This is a genomic window from Pseudemcibacter sp. (assembly GCF_965661635.1).
Taxonomy (GTDB): Bacteria; Pseudomonadota; Alphaproteobacteria; order Sphingomonadales; family Emcibacteraceae; genus Pseudemcibacter.
In genome coordinates this window covers 1-15054 of the sequence record NZ_CBFIEP010000170.1, presented here as the reverse complement: position 1 = coordinate 15054, position 15054 = coordinate 1, and the positions used below count along the sequence as shown (strand labels likewise).

Annotated in this window: 11 protein-coding genes and 1 pseudogene; 5 read left to right on the top strand and 7 right to left on the bottom strand. The window is 39.3% G+C overall.

Going from position 1 to position 15054, the window contains the following annotated elements:
* Window positions 1–45: 45 nt before the first annotated feature.
* Window positions 46–2784, bottom strand: coding sequence for an ATP-dependent DNA helicase (locus ACTF6W_RS11295; RefSeq protein WP_438994648.1), 2739 nt, complete (start codon window positions 2782–2784; stop codon window positions 46–48).
* 183 nt (window positions 2785–2967) lie between these two features.
* Here ACTF6W_RS11295 and ACTF6W_RS11290 point away from each other — a divergent pair, with 183 nt between their 5' ends.
* Window positions 2968–4551 carry a lysine--tRNA ligase gene (locus ACTF6W_RS11290; protein WP_438994647.1) on the top strand — a complete coding sequence of 528 codons (1584 nt, stop codon included), beginning with the start codon at window positions 2968–2970 and terminating at the stop codon, window positions 4549–4551.
* 177 nt (window positions 4552–4728) lie between these two features.
* Complete coding sequence (locus tag ACTF6W_RS11285; protein WP_438994646.1) at window positions 4729–5364, top strand: sugar transferase; 636 nt, start codon at window positions 4729–4731, stop codon at window positions 5362–5364.
* A 12-nt stretch (window positions 5365–5376) separates the two neighbouring features.
* Here the strand turns inward: ACTF6W_RS11285 and arfB are convergent, their stop codons facing one another.
* The gene (arfB, locus tag ACTF6W_RS11280; RefSeq protein WP_438994645.1) at window positions 5377–5796 is read right to left on the bottom strand and encodes an alternative ribosome rescue aminoacyl-tRNA hydrolase ArfB; all 420 of its coding nucleotides are present in this window, start codon (window positions 5794–5796) and stop codon (window positions 5377–5379) included.
* Between the two features lie 91 nt (window positions 5797–5887).
* On the opposite strand from arfB, the gene ACTF6W_RS11275 reads away from it, so the two are divergent.
* From ACTF6W_RS11275 to pyrC, 3 genes are read left to right on the top strand one after another with little or no spacing between them, the layout of a single operon-like run.
* On the top strand, window positions 5888–8605 hold the full coding sequence (locus ACTF6W_RS11275) for a M16 family metallopeptidase (protein ID WP_438994644.1): 2718 nt from the start codon (window positions 5888–5890) through the stop codon (window positions 8603–8605).
* Between the two features lie 4 nt (window positions 8606–8609).
* The gene (locus ACTF6W_RS11270) at window positions 8610–9749 is read left to right on the top strand and encodes a serine hydrolase domain-containing protein (RefSeq protein WP_438994643.1); all 1140 of its coding nucleotides are present in this window, start codon (window positions 8610–8612) and stop codon (window positions 9747–9749) included.
* A gap of 30 nt (window positions 9750–9779) precedes the next feature.
* Window positions 9780–10826: a dihydroorotase gene (gene pyrC, locus ACTF6W_RS11265; protein ID WP_438994642.1), complete on the top strand. Its 1047-nt coding sequence runs from the start codon at window positions 9780–9782 to the stop codon at window positions 10824–10826.
* On the opposite strand, the gene ACTF6W_RS11260 is transcribed toward pyrC, so the two are convergent.
* From ACTF6W_RS11260 to ACTF6W_RS11240, 5 genes and pseudogenes are all read right to left on the bottom strand, one after another.
* Window positions 10823–11896: a serine hydrolase domain-containing protein gene (locus ACTF6W_RS11260; RefSeq protein WP_438994641.1), complete on the bottom strand. Its 1074-nt coding sequence runs from the start codon at window positions 11894–11896 to the stop codon at window positions 10823–10825. The two genes, pyrC and ACTF6W_RS11260, sit on opposite strands and share 4 nt — an antisense overlap.
* A gap of 10 nt (window positions 11897–11906) precedes the next feature.
* On the bottom strand, window positions 11907–12758 hold the full coding sequence (dapF, locus tag ACTF6W_RS11255) for a diaminopimelate epimerase (RefSeq protein WP_438994640.1): 852 nt from the start codon (window positions 12756–12758) through the stop codon (window positions 11907–11909).
* Window positions 12759–12763: 5 nt separating this feature from the next.
* A complete protein-coding gene (locus ACTF6W_RS11250) occupies window positions 12764–13963 on the bottom strand; it encodes an amino acid aminotransferase (protein WP_438994639.1) in 1200 nt (399 codons plus the stop codon).
* 122 nt (window positions 13964–14085) lie between these two features.
* Window positions 14086–14667, bottom strand: a pseudogene (locus tag ACTF6W_RS11245) (uracil-DNA glycosylase family protein).
* A 40-nt stretch (window positions 14668–14707) separates the two neighbouring features.
* Window positions 14708–15054, bottom strand: a 347-nt coding sequence (locus tag ACTF6W_RS11240) for a cation:dicarboxylate symporter family transporter (RefSeq protein ID WP_438994638.1), incomplete at its 5' end; no start/stop codon positions are given.

Genomic DNA, 15054 nt, shown 5'->3' with positions numbered 1-15054 from the left:
AATTTTTTGCTTTTTATTATTACTATCTTTGGCAAATTATATGTCCTATGCCAAGAATTCTTTCACATTTTTAATAGTTTCTGCAAGTCCAATGCGTTCAACAGAAACATTTTCAGGAAAACAACTTAAAAGCCTGCTGGGCGTTGCACCATCCAACATCACAAACACACCTTTATCGGTATTTTTACGAATCAAACGCCCAAAAGCTTGCTTCATTCTTAAGCGTGTTAAAAGATCATCATACGTCCCTTTGCCAAAATGATCTCGCCTCGCTTTATGTAATATTGTCGGTCGCGGCCAAGGCACTTTATCAAAAACACATAACCTTAAGGAGGGGCCTGGCACATCAACGCCGTCACGCACTGCATCCGTACCCAGTAAACAGCTATGTTCCACTGTTCTAAAAATATCTATTAATGTTGCTACATTTATTGGATCAACATGTTGAGCAAAAACAGGAATATGTTCCTCTTCTAATGGGGCAAGTAAACGTTCATATACCTGCTTCAATCTACCAATGGCCGTAAATAGTCCTAAAGCACCACCGTTTGATGCAACAAATAATTCACGATATGCCGCCGCCAGATGATCAATATTTCGAATATTAAGATCATTAATGATAAAAACACGCGCTTGTTTTTCATAATCAAAGGGTGATTTAAGACTATGGCGCATTGGCGGATTAATAAAATGCGCCGCGCCTGTTCTAATTTCTGCGCTATTCCATTCAATATCCGGATTTTGATTATCCGATAATTTATCACGCAACGTCGCCGACGTTATCAAAGCACCATGTGACGGTTTAAGAACAATATTGGAAAAGGGGATGCTTGGGTCAATCCAATGACGATACATACCGACATCGACTTCACGACCTGATTTTCTACTTAACTCAAACCAATCAACAAAATTTGTATCCGCTGGCAAATCATCTAAAAACGCACCAAGCATCGGCGCCCAGCCATCTGATAATATTTCGGCTCTGCGGGAAATGCTGCGGGAAATGCTTTCTAATCGGTTTCTCGTTGCACTGTCTAATTCATCGGCCTCCATATCTAGTTTTTTAAGAAGCAATGCTGATAATCTTTTTAAAGGGCCAACAAGCTCATCAAGAGCTTTTCTTAAATTCTGAGCAGCCTCAACCAACTCTTCTGATGGGTTGGTCGTATAAGTTTCAATCGAATGAAACTCATCACGTCCTGATGAAACTGAATAAATATGAGCTCTAATCAACCATAAAAATTTTTCTGCGGGACCAATTGGGTTTCCTTCAGCAATCCGCGTATGCCAACCATCGGCCGGCAGACAAATAGCTGCCGCATAAACTCTGGCCATAAATTGCCCTGCTTCTTCTTCGTCAGCCACCAAATCATCTAAACGACCTTTTAAGCCCTTACCGCGTCTATTTTTAATTTCAGCGCCTCTTATCCACCTTCTCAGCTCAAGTCCTTCCTGTCCGGTGAGGTGCGATGAAAAAACATTATCCGCCGCATCAAATATGTGATGCCCCTCGTCAAACACATATCTGTTAGGTAGATCGGCCTCGCCTTGTCTTGTTGCACTTTGCACCATAACAAGCGCATGATTTGCGATCACGAGATTGGCGTATTTGGCCTTTCGTTGAGCTTTTTCAATAAAACATTTTTTATAATGGCTACAGGCAGCATAAACGCATTCTCCACGGCGGTCCGTTAATTGAGATAATCGCCCAACACCAAATGTTTCACCAAGCCAAGCCGGAAAATCACCCCCAATCATATCGCCGTCACGGCTATAACGCACCCATCTTTTCACAAGACCAATTAATATTTTTCCTTGACTTTGAGCGGCCTGACCGGAAATTTCCTGTAAATTTAAAAGACAAAGGTAATTTTCCCTACCCTTTCGCACAACTACCTTTTGATTTTTAAGCGCGGGATTTGGATAAAGACGATCCATCTCCTGATCAAGTTGACGCTGTAAGTTTTTAGTATAAGTCGATAACCATACTGTGCCGCCGTTTTTTTCTGCCCATAAGCTCGACGGCGCAATATATCCTAAAGTTTTTCCTATCCCCGTTCCAGCTTCAGATAAAACTAAAGATGGTTCTTCATCATGCGGCATATCAAAAGCATGACGGGCACATTCCGCATAAAGGAATTGCCCTACTCTTTTCTCCGCTTTTAATCCCAACAAATCAGTTAATCTTTTTCGCGCTTCTTCTTTTAGAATATTTTCCTGACCGGGTGGCGGTGGCGGTGCTTTCTCTTCCCATTCTGATAAGTGGTTCCATACTTGATATCCATCGTGTCTTTCGGCATTGCCTAATGCTCCCATAACGAGAGGTCCCCATCTCCATCCGGCTTCTGCCATATTATACCCAATGGCTTTAACGCCTTCTGGATATTGATAATCGACTTCACTCAATTCTATTATTAATTGCTCAGCGCTTTTGATTAGCACAAGCGCTTCTTCCTCTTGTTCAATACATGGAAACGGCATTTTAAGTGCTTTAGAAAGCCCAAGGGGTAAGGGCAAACAAAATTCAGCAGGACGAACAAATGCAAAAAGCTCTAGTACATCAAAGCATCGACTAAGATCAGTTGCTAGTCTTCTGCTAACAACAGGAAGATTACAGACCAAAAAGTCATGATTTTTTACAATATTTCTTAATTCATCGTGGGTGTAAACTTCGACTTCGCCGTCAGGCGTCATTATAACACCGCCAATTGGTCCAACGACAAGCGCAGAAAGCTTAGCAAGTGCTTTAAATGGATCTGGGAAATGTAACAGTGAACTTGTCATAAAAGGCTTATCAATTTAAGGTTTAACATGACTATAACCACCCCCCATCATTACGAAAAGCAAAAATCTATGATAATATGATTAATCAACAGAATGAGCTGTTGACCTTATGCCGATAAACCCTTATGAAGCCTAGAATTATAGGATATTTTTAATATCAATTTTTAACTGAAAGTGAATAGAATGTCTTCAACACCGGAAATAAGAGAATTGGCGATGCAAAGCAATGCTTGGCCGTTCCAGGAAGCTGAGAAATTAATCAAACGATTAGAGCGTTCCGGTAAGGATAAAGATGTTATTGTTTTCGAAACCGGTTATGGCCCGTCTGGTTTACCCCACATTGGAACATTCGGTGAGGTGGCCAGAACCACAATGGTGCGCAATGCGTTTGAGCTTTTAACCGGGAAAAAAACCAAAATTATTTGTTTTTCAGATGACATGGATGGACTTAGAAAAGTGCCTGATAATTTGCCTAATCAAGAAATGCTAGGAAAATATATTGGCATGCCGCTAACCAAAGTGCCGGATCCGTTTGGTACCCACGAAAGTTTCGCACACCATAACAACGCCAGACTGATCAATTTCTTAGACGGATTTGGCTTTGATTATGAATTTATCAGCGCCACTGATGCTTATAAAAGCGGCGACATGGATGATACCCTTCTTAAAATGCTTAATGCCTATGAAAAAATCATGAATGTGATTTTACCAACCCTTGGCGAAGAAAGACGTAAAACTTATAGTCCGTTTTTGCCTATTTGTCCGCGTACTGGCATCGTTTTACAAGTTCCAATGGTTGATAGAAACCTTGAAAAAGGAACAGTAAGCTATATTGATGAAGAAACGAACGAAACAGTAGAAGTACCTGTTACCGGTGGACATTGTAAAATGCAGTGGAAAGCAGACTGGGCCATGCGTTGGAGCGGTCTTGGTGTTGATTATGAGATGGCTGGCAAAGATTTAAGTGAAAGCGTAAAACTTTCCTCTGCTATTACCCGTATTCTTGGGGATACACCACCAGAGGGCTTAAGCTATGAACTTTTCTTAGATGAAAAAGGGTCAAAAATTTCCAAATCAAAAGGAAATGGCATCTCTATGGAAGAGTGGCTTCAGTACGGCACTCAAGAAAGCCTTTCTCTTTATATGTATCAATCACCGAGAAAAGCCAAAAAATTATATTTTGATGTCATACCTAAAACAGTAGACGAATATTTAAACCATCTAAGTAAATATCCCGCACTTGAAGGTAAACAAAAATATGCAAGCCCGATTTGGCACATTCATGGTGATAATCCGCCAGAAGAAAAAGTGCCGGTTACTTTTGCACTACTCTTAAATCTAGTTAGTGCCAGTAATGCAGAAAATAAAGAGACCCTGTGGGGCTTTATTAGTAATTATTCCAAAGGAGCGACACCTGAAGAATATCCACTTTTAGATCAATTGGTTGGTTATGCGCTTGTTTATTATGAGAATTTCGTTAAGCCAAATAAGAAATATCGTACTGCTACGCCTTTTGAAATTGAAGCTTTAGAATTACTAAAAGCGGAAATAGAGAAAATTCCTGAAGACGCGGAAGCAAATGAATTTCAAACCGCAGTTTTCTCTGTAGGCAAAGAAAAAAAATATGAAAATCTTCGTGAATGGTTTGGCGCATTATATGAAATCTTACTGGGTCAAAAAGAAGGTCCACGTATGGGATCATTTATTGCTCTTTATGGAAAACAGAAATTTTTAGATTTAATAAATCAATCAATAATAAGGGTTTAGAGCTAATTTATTAATGTAAATTAGAGTATTTAAAGCTATATGATTGAAATAATGACTAATATTATTAAAAAAACTTGTTTTATTAATGTTACATTAATTTAAGGACTGTATGGTAATCTCCATTATTTAAAGTGTAGAACGCTTATAGCAATGAGGCCATGGGGAAAAATGTATAAAATGAACTATAGAAATTCGTGGAAACGTATCATCGATTTTTTCGGTGCACTTATCATGTTGCTATTGTTATCGCCTGTCTTATTAATGGTTATTGTTCTAATTCGTTTGAAAATGGGAAGCCCTATTTTCTTTACACAAGATCGTCTTGGCTATAATGGTGAAACTTTCAAAATTTGGAAATTCCGAAGCATGACAAATTGCATTGATGAAAACGGTGCACTCAAAGATGATGAATTTCGCTTAACCCGCTTCGGAAAACTTCTTCGTGACTGGAGCATCGATGAATTACCTCAATTATGGAATGTCGTCATAGGTGATATGAGCCTTATTGGTCCAAGACCATTCATCGCTGAATATGCTTCACGTTATACTGCCGAACAAATGCGCCGACATGAAGTTCGCCCTGGTATAAGCGGTTGGGCACAAATAACGGGCCGCAACTCTTTAAGCTGGAACCAAAAGTTTACATTGGACGTCTGGTATGTTGATCATTGCAGCTTTATGCTGGATTTAAAGATTCTATTATCTACGGTTCCCATCGTACTAAATCGCGCAGGTGTTACAGCAGATAATCATGTCACGATGCCAAAATGGACTGGCAACGATACCCCCGAGAAAAGTACGCCTTCTAAATAAGTGGTCCTTTCTTCAATCGATAATTTTATTACTCCGCGTTTTTTTTAATGTAGAAGTCCTCTTCTTACTTTCTAAACGACGTTTCTTAGACGCGAGTGAAGGTTTTGTTTTCTTTCTTAGTTTTGGTTTAATCGCGCTTTGTTTTAAGATCTGAACCAAGCGCTCAATAACGTCATCGCGGTTTCTTGTTTGCGATCTCGTCTCGCTTGAAGTAATAACAATTATTCCATCAGCAGTCATTTTTGATCCACATAATTGGCGCAATCTTTTATACATTTCATCATCAATAAATTCACAATTTTTAGCATCGAATTTGATTTGAACCGCACTTTCTACTTTATTAACATGCTGACCACCTGGTCCAGAAGCCCTGATAAAACGGATATCAATATCATCTTCATTTAAGAATTTACTGTTTGTTATTTTTATCACTCGAAAAACCTTATATAGTCACAAAATATTTATTCGTTTATTATCATAAAATGCTTATGATACGAAAAACAAAAAACATTTGGAGTTTTTAATGAAGTCCGCCTTATCGTTATTGATATTTCTTATTATTGCATCTTCCGCATATGCTGATAATAGATCTAAGATTGAATATGAACAATATACCCTTAAAAATGGATTACGCGTTATTGTTCACGAGGACCGAAAAGCACCCATTATTAATGTAAACGTCTGGTATCATGTAGGGTCAAAAGATGAACCAGAAGGCAAAAGCGGCTTTGCTCATTTATTTGAACATTTAATGTTTAATGGTAGTGAAAATTATGACGATGATTTTTTTAAGCCATTACAAGAAATTGGTGCCAGTGGAATAAACGGAACAACTTCAAGAGATAGAACAAATTATTACCAAACCGTTCCTAAAGGAGGGTTAGATCGCATTCTATGGATGGAATCGGACCGAATGGGTCATTTGCTCGGGGCAATTTCAGAAGATAAACTAACTGAACAACGCGATGTCGTAAAAAATGAAAAACGCGAAGGCGAAAATCGTCCCGGTGGAAAACTATACTTCAATATATATGAAGGCGTATATCCCAAAGGGCACCCTTATCATCATTCCGTAATCGGATCGATGGAAGATCTTGATAACGCGTCACTCGATGATGTTAGAGATTGGTTTAACAGTTATTATGGGCCTAATAATGCTTTTGTCGTTCTAAGCGGCGATATTAATGCTGAACAATCTAAACCTTTGATGAATAAATACTTTGGTGATATTCCCGCAGGCCCTCCTATGAGTCATCGTAAATCATGGGTCCCTGTTCATAATGACAACCGTTATGAAATAATGGAAGACCATGTTCCACAAACATACCTTACTTGGTCTTGGGCAATACCCGGCAGAACAACCAAAGAATATGCAGAGCTTGAAGTTGCAGCTAGAATTTTTGGTGGTGGTCGTAATAGCCGTCTTTATGAAAGGCTTGTCCATAATGAACAACGCGTCAATAGCGCATCCGCCTCTATTGTACCGGGCGAACTATCCGGAATGTTTATGATTTCCGCTGAACTTAAATATGGTGAAGACCCCGATGAAATCGCCGCTATTGTTGAAGAAATGCTTAGTGAATTTATTGAAAAAGGCCCAACTAAAAAAGAATTAAATCGCGTAAAAGTCATCATTGATAATAGTTTAATACGTGCGATGGAAAGTATTTCTAGTAAAGCATCCTTACTAGCAAGCGGCGCAATATACGCGAATAATCCGGGCTTCATTCACGAAAAACAAAATTGGCAAAGTGACGTTTCTGCGAAAGACATCAAAAATGTCAGTCAACAATGGTTATCAAAAGGATTCTTAAGGCTCGACCTTGTTCCTTATGGCCGGTATAGCACAGAAGGAAGCAGTGCTGACCGAAGTCAAATGCCGAACTTAACCACTGAAGCAGAAATTAAACTACCCCCTTTACAACATGCAGTCCTTGATAATGGTATTAAAATCACACTTACAGAACGCCATAGTGTACCAACGGTCAACCTAGCCATCCGCTTTGACGCTGGTAATGTTACTGATCATTCAACAAAACCAGGCCTTTCCGACTTTACATTTGGTAATATGAATGAAGGGACGAGCAGTTTAAAATCCCTCGAATATGATGATCAAAAGACGATGCTTGGTGCTCGTATTGGATTTAGTAATGGATTAGATAGCTCAAATATTAGTCTTTCTGCATTAAAGAAGAATTTGAGATCTTCCATCGAGCTTTGGGCAGATGTTGTAAGAAATCCAGGATTTCGTCCAGAAGATATCGAAAGAGATAGAGCGTTAACTCTCGCAAATCTTGAAAATGCTAAAATGAGTCCTGAGAGTATTGCGCAAAATTTACTTTCAACCGTTTTGTATGGTCCTGACCATGTGTATAGTGGCAAAACAATTTTGGAAAAAGAAGAGGCCGTAAAATCAATCACGTTGTCAGATCTTGAAAATTTTCATCAAACTTGGATCCGTCCAGATAATGCAAAAATTTATATTGTAGGCGATACAACAATTGAAGAAATTAAAGAAGAATTAAATAGAGCTTTTGGTGACTGGCAAAACCCTGATCGTGAAAAAGGTATTAAAGCACTCACCGATGCTGATAATATTGATAAAACACGTATCATTCTCGTTGATCGCCCCGGCGCCGTCCAATCCATAATTCAAGCAGCACATTTAGTATCACCCTCAACAGATAAAAATGCCTTTAATATCAATGCAATGAACAGCATATTGGGGGGGGAGTTCACATCTCGTATTAATATGAATTTACGCGAAGATAAAGGCTGGTCATATGGCGCAGGAAGCTATGTAAGCCAGGCAATCCGTCAGCGTTCTTTCAGGATAAACACGTCCGTTCAAACCGATAAAACCGCCGCTGCAATGAATGAAATCATCAAAGAAATAAGAGACTATAAACAAAGTCGCCCCCCCAGTGATCAGGAGTTAGATCTAATGGTTAAAGGAAGAACCTTACCGCTTCCCGGCCGATTTGCAACCAACAGAAATTTAATTGGTTATATCATGAGTAATGAACATTATGGCCGCCCCTATAATTATGCGGAGACCCTAGCTGAGAAGTATAATTCTCTAACGCCGGAAATTCTTCAAAAAACCGCACAAGAAAATTTGAAGCCAGATGCCATGATTTGGGTTATTGTTGGCGACCTCGAAAAAATCGAACAAGATATCCGAGATCTTAATATCGGTGATGTTGAAATTTGGGATGCGAATGGGAATCAGGAACGTTAATCTTATGCAAAAATATTTTGCTCTTTTTATTTTAATCTCATTCACAACGCTTTCGCAGGCGCAAGAGAATGAAGTGATTAATAAAGAAATGCGTTCTGCAATTGAACAGATTGTCTCCACTACGGCAATTCCGGGTATTTCTGTCGCAGTCGCCGGGAAAAAAGGCTTAATTTGGTCCGGTGCCGCAGGATATTCAAAACTGGAAGAACGTCAAACTGTTTCACAAGGCCACCTATTTGGCGTTGGGGATTTATCCAGTTTCTATGTCGCTGTTACTGCCATTCAGCTTATCGAAGAAGGGTTGCTCGACCCAAATGCAAAAATTTCTGAGATTTTAGATGATCAATTTGCAACCCTCGAAAATTTTAATAAAGTAACTGTAAGACAGCTGATCAATCAAACGAGCACGCTCAATTCTTATGAACAAGATAATGATTGGCAAAGACGCGCAAGAGGTATCCAATTCAATCCTAAATACGTGTGGCGAAAAGATGAGCCGCTTAAATATGCAATTAATAGTAAAAATATTACCATGGGAGTACCGGGAAGCTACTATGCTTATTCGAAAACCAATGCAACCCTCCTTAGTCTTATAATAGAAAAAATAAGTGGCGGTCTTCTTGAAGATGAAATTAGAACACGCCTGCTTATTCCTGAAAATCTTAATGAAACATATATGGATAGCTATGAAACTCCACCGGACGGAAGCTTAGTTGGAAGTTACCATCATGGAACAAATGAATTTATTTCGAATATCGGCATTAATGCTAAATTTAGCTTTGTAGATGATGGCAATTTAATCGAAACATCCAATAGCAGCCTTTCGTCTGAAGGGGCGGCCGGAAGCATCATTACAACACCCCGAGATTTAGCTTTATTTCATATAGCAATAAAAAAGGGCAATTTTTTCAATCTGAATTCATTAGATTACCTACCAAAAATTTCTAAAAATGGATTCGAAAAATATCACAGTGAAATTCTCGGGTTTACATCGGATATGATTATTCTGGAAAAAGAAGAACTGGTTATTGTGTCAACAGTCAATATCAGCACTGCAGGATCAGGCCCTTCTCAAATCAATAATTATTTAAATAATTATATGGAAAAGATCATCTTACCTGTTGCAAAAAAGTATGCTAAATAAACCCTGCTTTTTAAAAATTAGGGATCCATTATGACCGCAAGCAATAAACTTATTATCACAAGGCCTGACGACTGGCATTTACATGTTCGTGATCATAAATTTCTAAGTTCAGTACTGCCACATACTGCGGACCGTTTTACGCGCGCAATCATGATGCCAAACCTTGTGGAGCCTGTCACCACCGTAAAACTAGCCTCAGAATATCGTGACCGTATCATTGATGCTCTTCCGGCCATTCATAAACTAACATTCGATCCGTTAATGACTTTATATTTAACCAATCGAACCAATGCATCTGAAATTAAAAAGGCACGTGAAAGCGGATTTGTCCACGCTGTTAAATGGTATCCCGCTGGGGCAACAACCAATTCTTCAAAAGGTGTAAGCGATATTGTTGCCTGTTATGATGTTCTGGAAGCCATGGCAGAAGAAGGAATTCCACTTCTTGTGCACGGTGAAGTCACAGATCCTAACGTAGATATTTTTGACCGAGAAAGAGTATTTATTGAACAATTCCTGGAAGGAATCATCAAAAATTTTCCCGAGCTTAAAGTGGTTTTCGAACATATTACCACGGCCGATGCTGTTAAATTAGTTGAAAAATCAGGCCCAAATGTTGGCGCAACAATTACGGCTCATCATATGTTATTAAATCGTAACGCGCTCTTCCAAGGCGGTATTCGCCCTCATCATTATTGTTTGCCCGTTTTAAAACGAGAAACCCACCGCAAAGCCCTTATCAAGGCTGCTACTAGCGGCAATAAAAAATTCTTTTTAGGAACCGACAGTGCACCGCATACCAAACACACCAAAGAAAACGCCTGTGGATGCGCCGGCATTTATACTTCCCACGGTGGAATTGAATTATACGCTGAAATTTTTGATAAAGCAGAAGCCCTAGATAAACTAGAAAAATTCGCCAGTTTTAACGGGCCTGATTTTTACGGTCTTCCTAGAAATCGTGAAAAAATAACTCTCACTCGTAAAAAAGTACCCATTCCAGAAGTCTTTCCTTTTGGCGACGAAGAGTGTGTGCCGTTTCGCGCGGGTGGTGAACTACTCTGGTCTATAGGCTAGTTAAAGAATACGTCTACCATTTTATGAGCATATTCGAGACTGCTGAATTCGCTTCCTTCATCACGATTTCTAAAAATCACTATTGAAAAATTCTTAGACGGAATTCGGTAATAAATATTTCTAAATCCAATAGAGCTCCCCGTATGGTAATGAATTTCCATACCTTTATATGTCTCTAGTCGCCAACCGTATCCATAATTCATTGGTATGCCGTCATTGGTTTTCTGGTTAGTAAACATGGCATCCATCATATTCTGGCTTAAAAGCTGATCCCTATAAAGCGCCTGATCCCATTTGTAGAAATCATTTAAATTAGAATAAATACCACCATCCCCGAGCATTGCGCTCCATTTATTCTGGTCTGTTTCTAAAATATTACCATTATCTTCTACCGTGTGACCATAAGCACGTTTTGACACCGCATTTACGCCATCAACGAAGGCAAGTGAATTTGACATACCGATAGGATCAAAAATATTCTCTTTAACGTACTCATGCCAAGGTTGACCTGTGATTTTCTCATGAATTTTGGTGAAAGTCACATACGCTGAATTGCTATAAACATGCTTCTCGCCTACTTTAAAATCAACATCATCCAATGTCATAAGATAATCTACTACATCTTGGTCATTAAATTGCCGTCCAAGGTCCATTGATGACATTGGTCCATAATCCTTGATACCGGATGAATGTTGCAGCATATGCCTAATTGTAATTACTTGACCATATTCAGGTAAATCAGGAAAGATATCCGTCAATGAAGTCTCAAAAGACAGTTGGCCACGTTCAATAAGTTGTAAAATGGTCATCGCAGTAAACTGTTTCGTGACAGAAGCCAATCGAAAATTTGTATCATCAGTGACCGGCGTTTGGTCAGAGACACGAGCCAAGCCATAGCCTTTTTGCAAAATAATTTCACCATCTTCGATCACCATTACGGCCGCACCAGGCATACCATTTTGAAAATCAGCGAAAATTTGATCGACGGCTTTTTGTTTTTCATCAATTGTATTTTCAGAAGAACATGATGCAATTAATCCTGCTATCAATATCACTATCCAACTTTTCATCTTATTCCCTTTAAATTTTCAAAAACCCACTATAACAATATTCTGCCGGACCTGTCATTACAGGAGTAATTTCATCCTTGTAAGATATCGTTAAAGTGCCACCCGGCATATGAACATTAGCAGTGGCAACCGGAATAAGACCCCTCTTAAATGCGGCCGCAACGACAGCACAAGAACCGCTTCCACACGCTTGGGTTAAAACGCCCGGCCTTTCATAGACTTGAAACTTAATATTCTCATGATCTAAAATTTCCGCCAACCCCACATTAGCAGATTCAGGCAACAATTCATTTGATTGAATACTTTCACCCACAGACGCCAGATCTACCGCATTAAAATCATCAACAAAATATACCAAATGTGGGTTTGCAACATTCACCGCAACACCATCACTTACACCATTATCGCTGATATCCACATGCAGTGAATCACATTCATGGGCAAGGGGAATTTTATCCCATTCCATAGAAATTTTACCCATTTCTACACTAATATTTTCACCTACTCTTTGACAGTGAAGTATTTCAAAATTAATTTCTAAACCAAATTCATCAAGGCCCGATTCATCAAATAATAATTTAGCGACGCACCTTGTCGCATTGCCACATGCTTCCACTTCAGGGCCATCAGGATTATAAATGCGAACGCGCGCATAAGCACGAACACCGGCTTTAGTCACTGGCTCTATGACCAACAACTGCTCTGCTCCCACGCCAACACAGGGGTCACATATAGAAATAATTTCATCCATACTCGGACTAAAAGAGGTTTCACGTCCATCGAATATCACAAAATGATTTCTTAACCCCTGCATTTTAATGAAAGGACGCCCATTCGGCAATATGTCAGACCATTTTTTCATTTGACCTATGAACTAAATAAGGACGCTATCGCGTCTGTCACATAACCAATGTTATCTTCCGTTAGGCCTGCCATATTTACACGCCCATTACCCATGAAGAAAATATAATATTCATTAATCAACGTCTGTATTTGATCAGATGTTAAAGTTAAATAAGAGAACATGCCTTTTTGCTCGGCAATATAACCAAAGCCACTATTTGGGGCTTTTTCATTCATTAACTCAACAAAAAGAGTGCGCATTTTTTTAACACGATTTCTCATGCTATCCACTTCTGCGATCCACTCAGACTTTAGTTCAGCATTGCCAAGGATATATGCTGCAACCGCAGCACCATGATCAGGTGGCATTGAATAGTTGGCCCGAACCGCACCAAGTAAATGTGATGCGTTGGTATTATGTATATCTGATGAAGAAGAAACCAATGTAATGGCACCAGCGCGGTCCCTATACATCGCAAAGTTTTTCGAACACGAACTTGCAATCAAGGCCTCAGGTAATTTCTCTGCCATCAATTTTGCTGCATAACTGTCTTCTCCTATACCATCACCAAACCCTTGATAAGCAAAATCAACAAAGGGAATAAGTCCGCGTTCTCTCATTAAGTCAGCAAGCTCATTCCATTGTTCATGACTGAGATCAGCGCCAGAAGCGTTATGACAACACCCATGCAAAATGACCACATCGCCTTTTTCAGCACTACCCAAATCTTCCAACATTCCGTCATAAAGAAACTCACCGCCCTTAATATCATAATAACGATAGTCTTTTGGTGTTAAGCCCAGCGATTTTGTTATGGCTGTATGGTTCGGCCAAGTCGGCGCAGAAATCCAAACGTTGGCATTTGGATTACATTTTTTAACGAACTCAAGTCCAATACGCACACCGCCAGTACCGCCTGGTGTCTGAAAAGTGGAAACGCGGTTTTCTTCTACAGCTACATGATCATTCCCAAGCATCATTTCTTGAACTAAAGAATTAAAATCAGGGTTTCCTGCGGGAGAAAGATATGTTTTTGTTTCCTGATTTTCGACCAAATATTTTTCAGCTTTTTTAACACTATTTAAAATAGCAGTGTGCCCTTCAGCATCCTTATAAATGCCAACACCAAGATCAACTTTGTTCGGGTTATCGCATTCACGAAACATTTTTGAGACCAGCAAAATTGGATCATCACCCATTGGGGCCAAACCACTGAATAGCATTTCTATTTTCCTTTTTTGTAAAGATTTGGGTGCACTTACGCCCCGATTTAAATATACTTGGATTTAATCTTTCTTGCCCCCCTCTGTCAAAGGAAAGTTAGTCAATTCAACGACTTTTTATATCAGATCAGTAATTTTCCTACCTTACACCTTAATTCAGGGAGGATATCCACTTCAAACCAGGGGTTTTTCTTAAGCCATATATTGTTTCTGGGACTCGGATGAGGCAAGACCATTATATGTACACCATAATCTTTATTTGACTTGACCGTTTCTGTTAGCGTCTTTTTCTTTTGATTTTTTAAATGCCAATTGATGGCCTAATTACCTATCATTAATGTTAACGCAACCTTAGTCATTTTAGAGAGTAATTTATCCCGCCATTCGGTCGCGCATTCTGGTCTTGGTGGTAGGTCCCCAGATTTTCCTGTGCCTGGATAACAAAACCCCATTGGTATAATTGCAACCTTATCAGCATTATAAAAAACTTTTTTATTTATACCCATCCATTCGCGCAGACGGTCACCACTTGGATCATTAAAAGGAATGCCTGTTTCATGAACCTTAATACCAGGCGCTTGACCAACAATTAAAATTTTCGCATTAGCGCTCACTTGAATGACCGGACGAGGACCAAGGGGTAAAAAATCATTGCATATTGTACATGCACGAATTCGGGATGATAATTGTTCAATATCGTTCATAAAAAAACGACGTGCCCATTACTAAGCACGCCGCCATATCTCATATAAATAAGTTATCATTCAGCAGCTTGCTCATCAAAGCCATAACACCATATGGGGTAAAGGACATCACCATTTGCACAAGCTTCATAACAATCGTTTGAAGAACATCTATTCCCTTGTTAAAGGCGTCTTTATGTTCTGGATGTTCTTTCATTGCTTTTAATGCTGCTATCCCAAATAAAATGGAAAAGACAACAACAGAAATAATTGACATTGGCCCCGCAGCGCCAGAGAGGCTTTGAAAAATATTTCGCGGAATAAAGGAAACCAACATAGAGGCGACAGTCAGGTTTTCAACCCTTCCCTGACGTCCTTCAATGGAAGCCAAGCGCGCTACTTCACGTT

What these genes read in the sequence shown, in the direction of transcription:
- ACTF6W_RS11295 (WP_438994648.1), bottom strand. Translation starts at nt 2,784, where the DNA reads ATGACAAGTTCACTGTTACATTTCCCAGATCCATTTAAAGCACTTGCT.
- ACTF6W_RS11290 (WP_438994647.1), top strand. Translation starts at nt 2,968, where the DNA reads ATGTCTTCAACACCGGAAATAAGAGAATTGGCGATGCAAAGCAATGCT.
- ACTF6W_RS11285 (WP_438994646.1), top strand. Translation starts at nt 4,729, where the DNA reads ATGAACTATAGAAATTCGTGGAAACGTATCATCGATTTTTTCGGTGCA.
- ACTF6W_RS11275 (WP_438994644.1), top strand. Translation starts at nt 5,888, where the DNA reads ATGAAGTCCGCCTTATCGTTATTGATATTTCTTATTATTGCATCTTCC.
- ACTF6W_RS11270 (WP_438994643.1), top strand. Translation starts at nt 8,610, where the DNA reads ATGCAAAAATATTTTGCTCTTTTTATTTTAATCTCATTCACAACGCTT.
- pyrC (WP_438994642.1), top strand. Translation starts at nt 9,780, where the DNA reads ATGACCGCAAGCAATAAACTTATTATCACAAGGCCTGACGACTGGCAT.
- ACTF6W_RS11260 (WP_438994641.1), bottom strand. Translation starts at nt 11,896, where the DNA reads ATGAAAAGTTGGATAGTGATATTGATAGCAGGATTAATTGCATCATGT.
- dapF (WP_438994640.1), bottom strand. Translation starts at nt 12,758, where the DNA reads ATGAAAAAATGGTCTGACATATTGCCGAATGGGCGTCCTTTCATTAAA.
- ACTF6W_RS11250 (WP_438994639.1), bottom strand. Translation starts at nt 13,963, where the DNA reads ATGCTATTCAGTGGTTTGGCCCCAATGGGTGATGATCCAATTTTGCTG.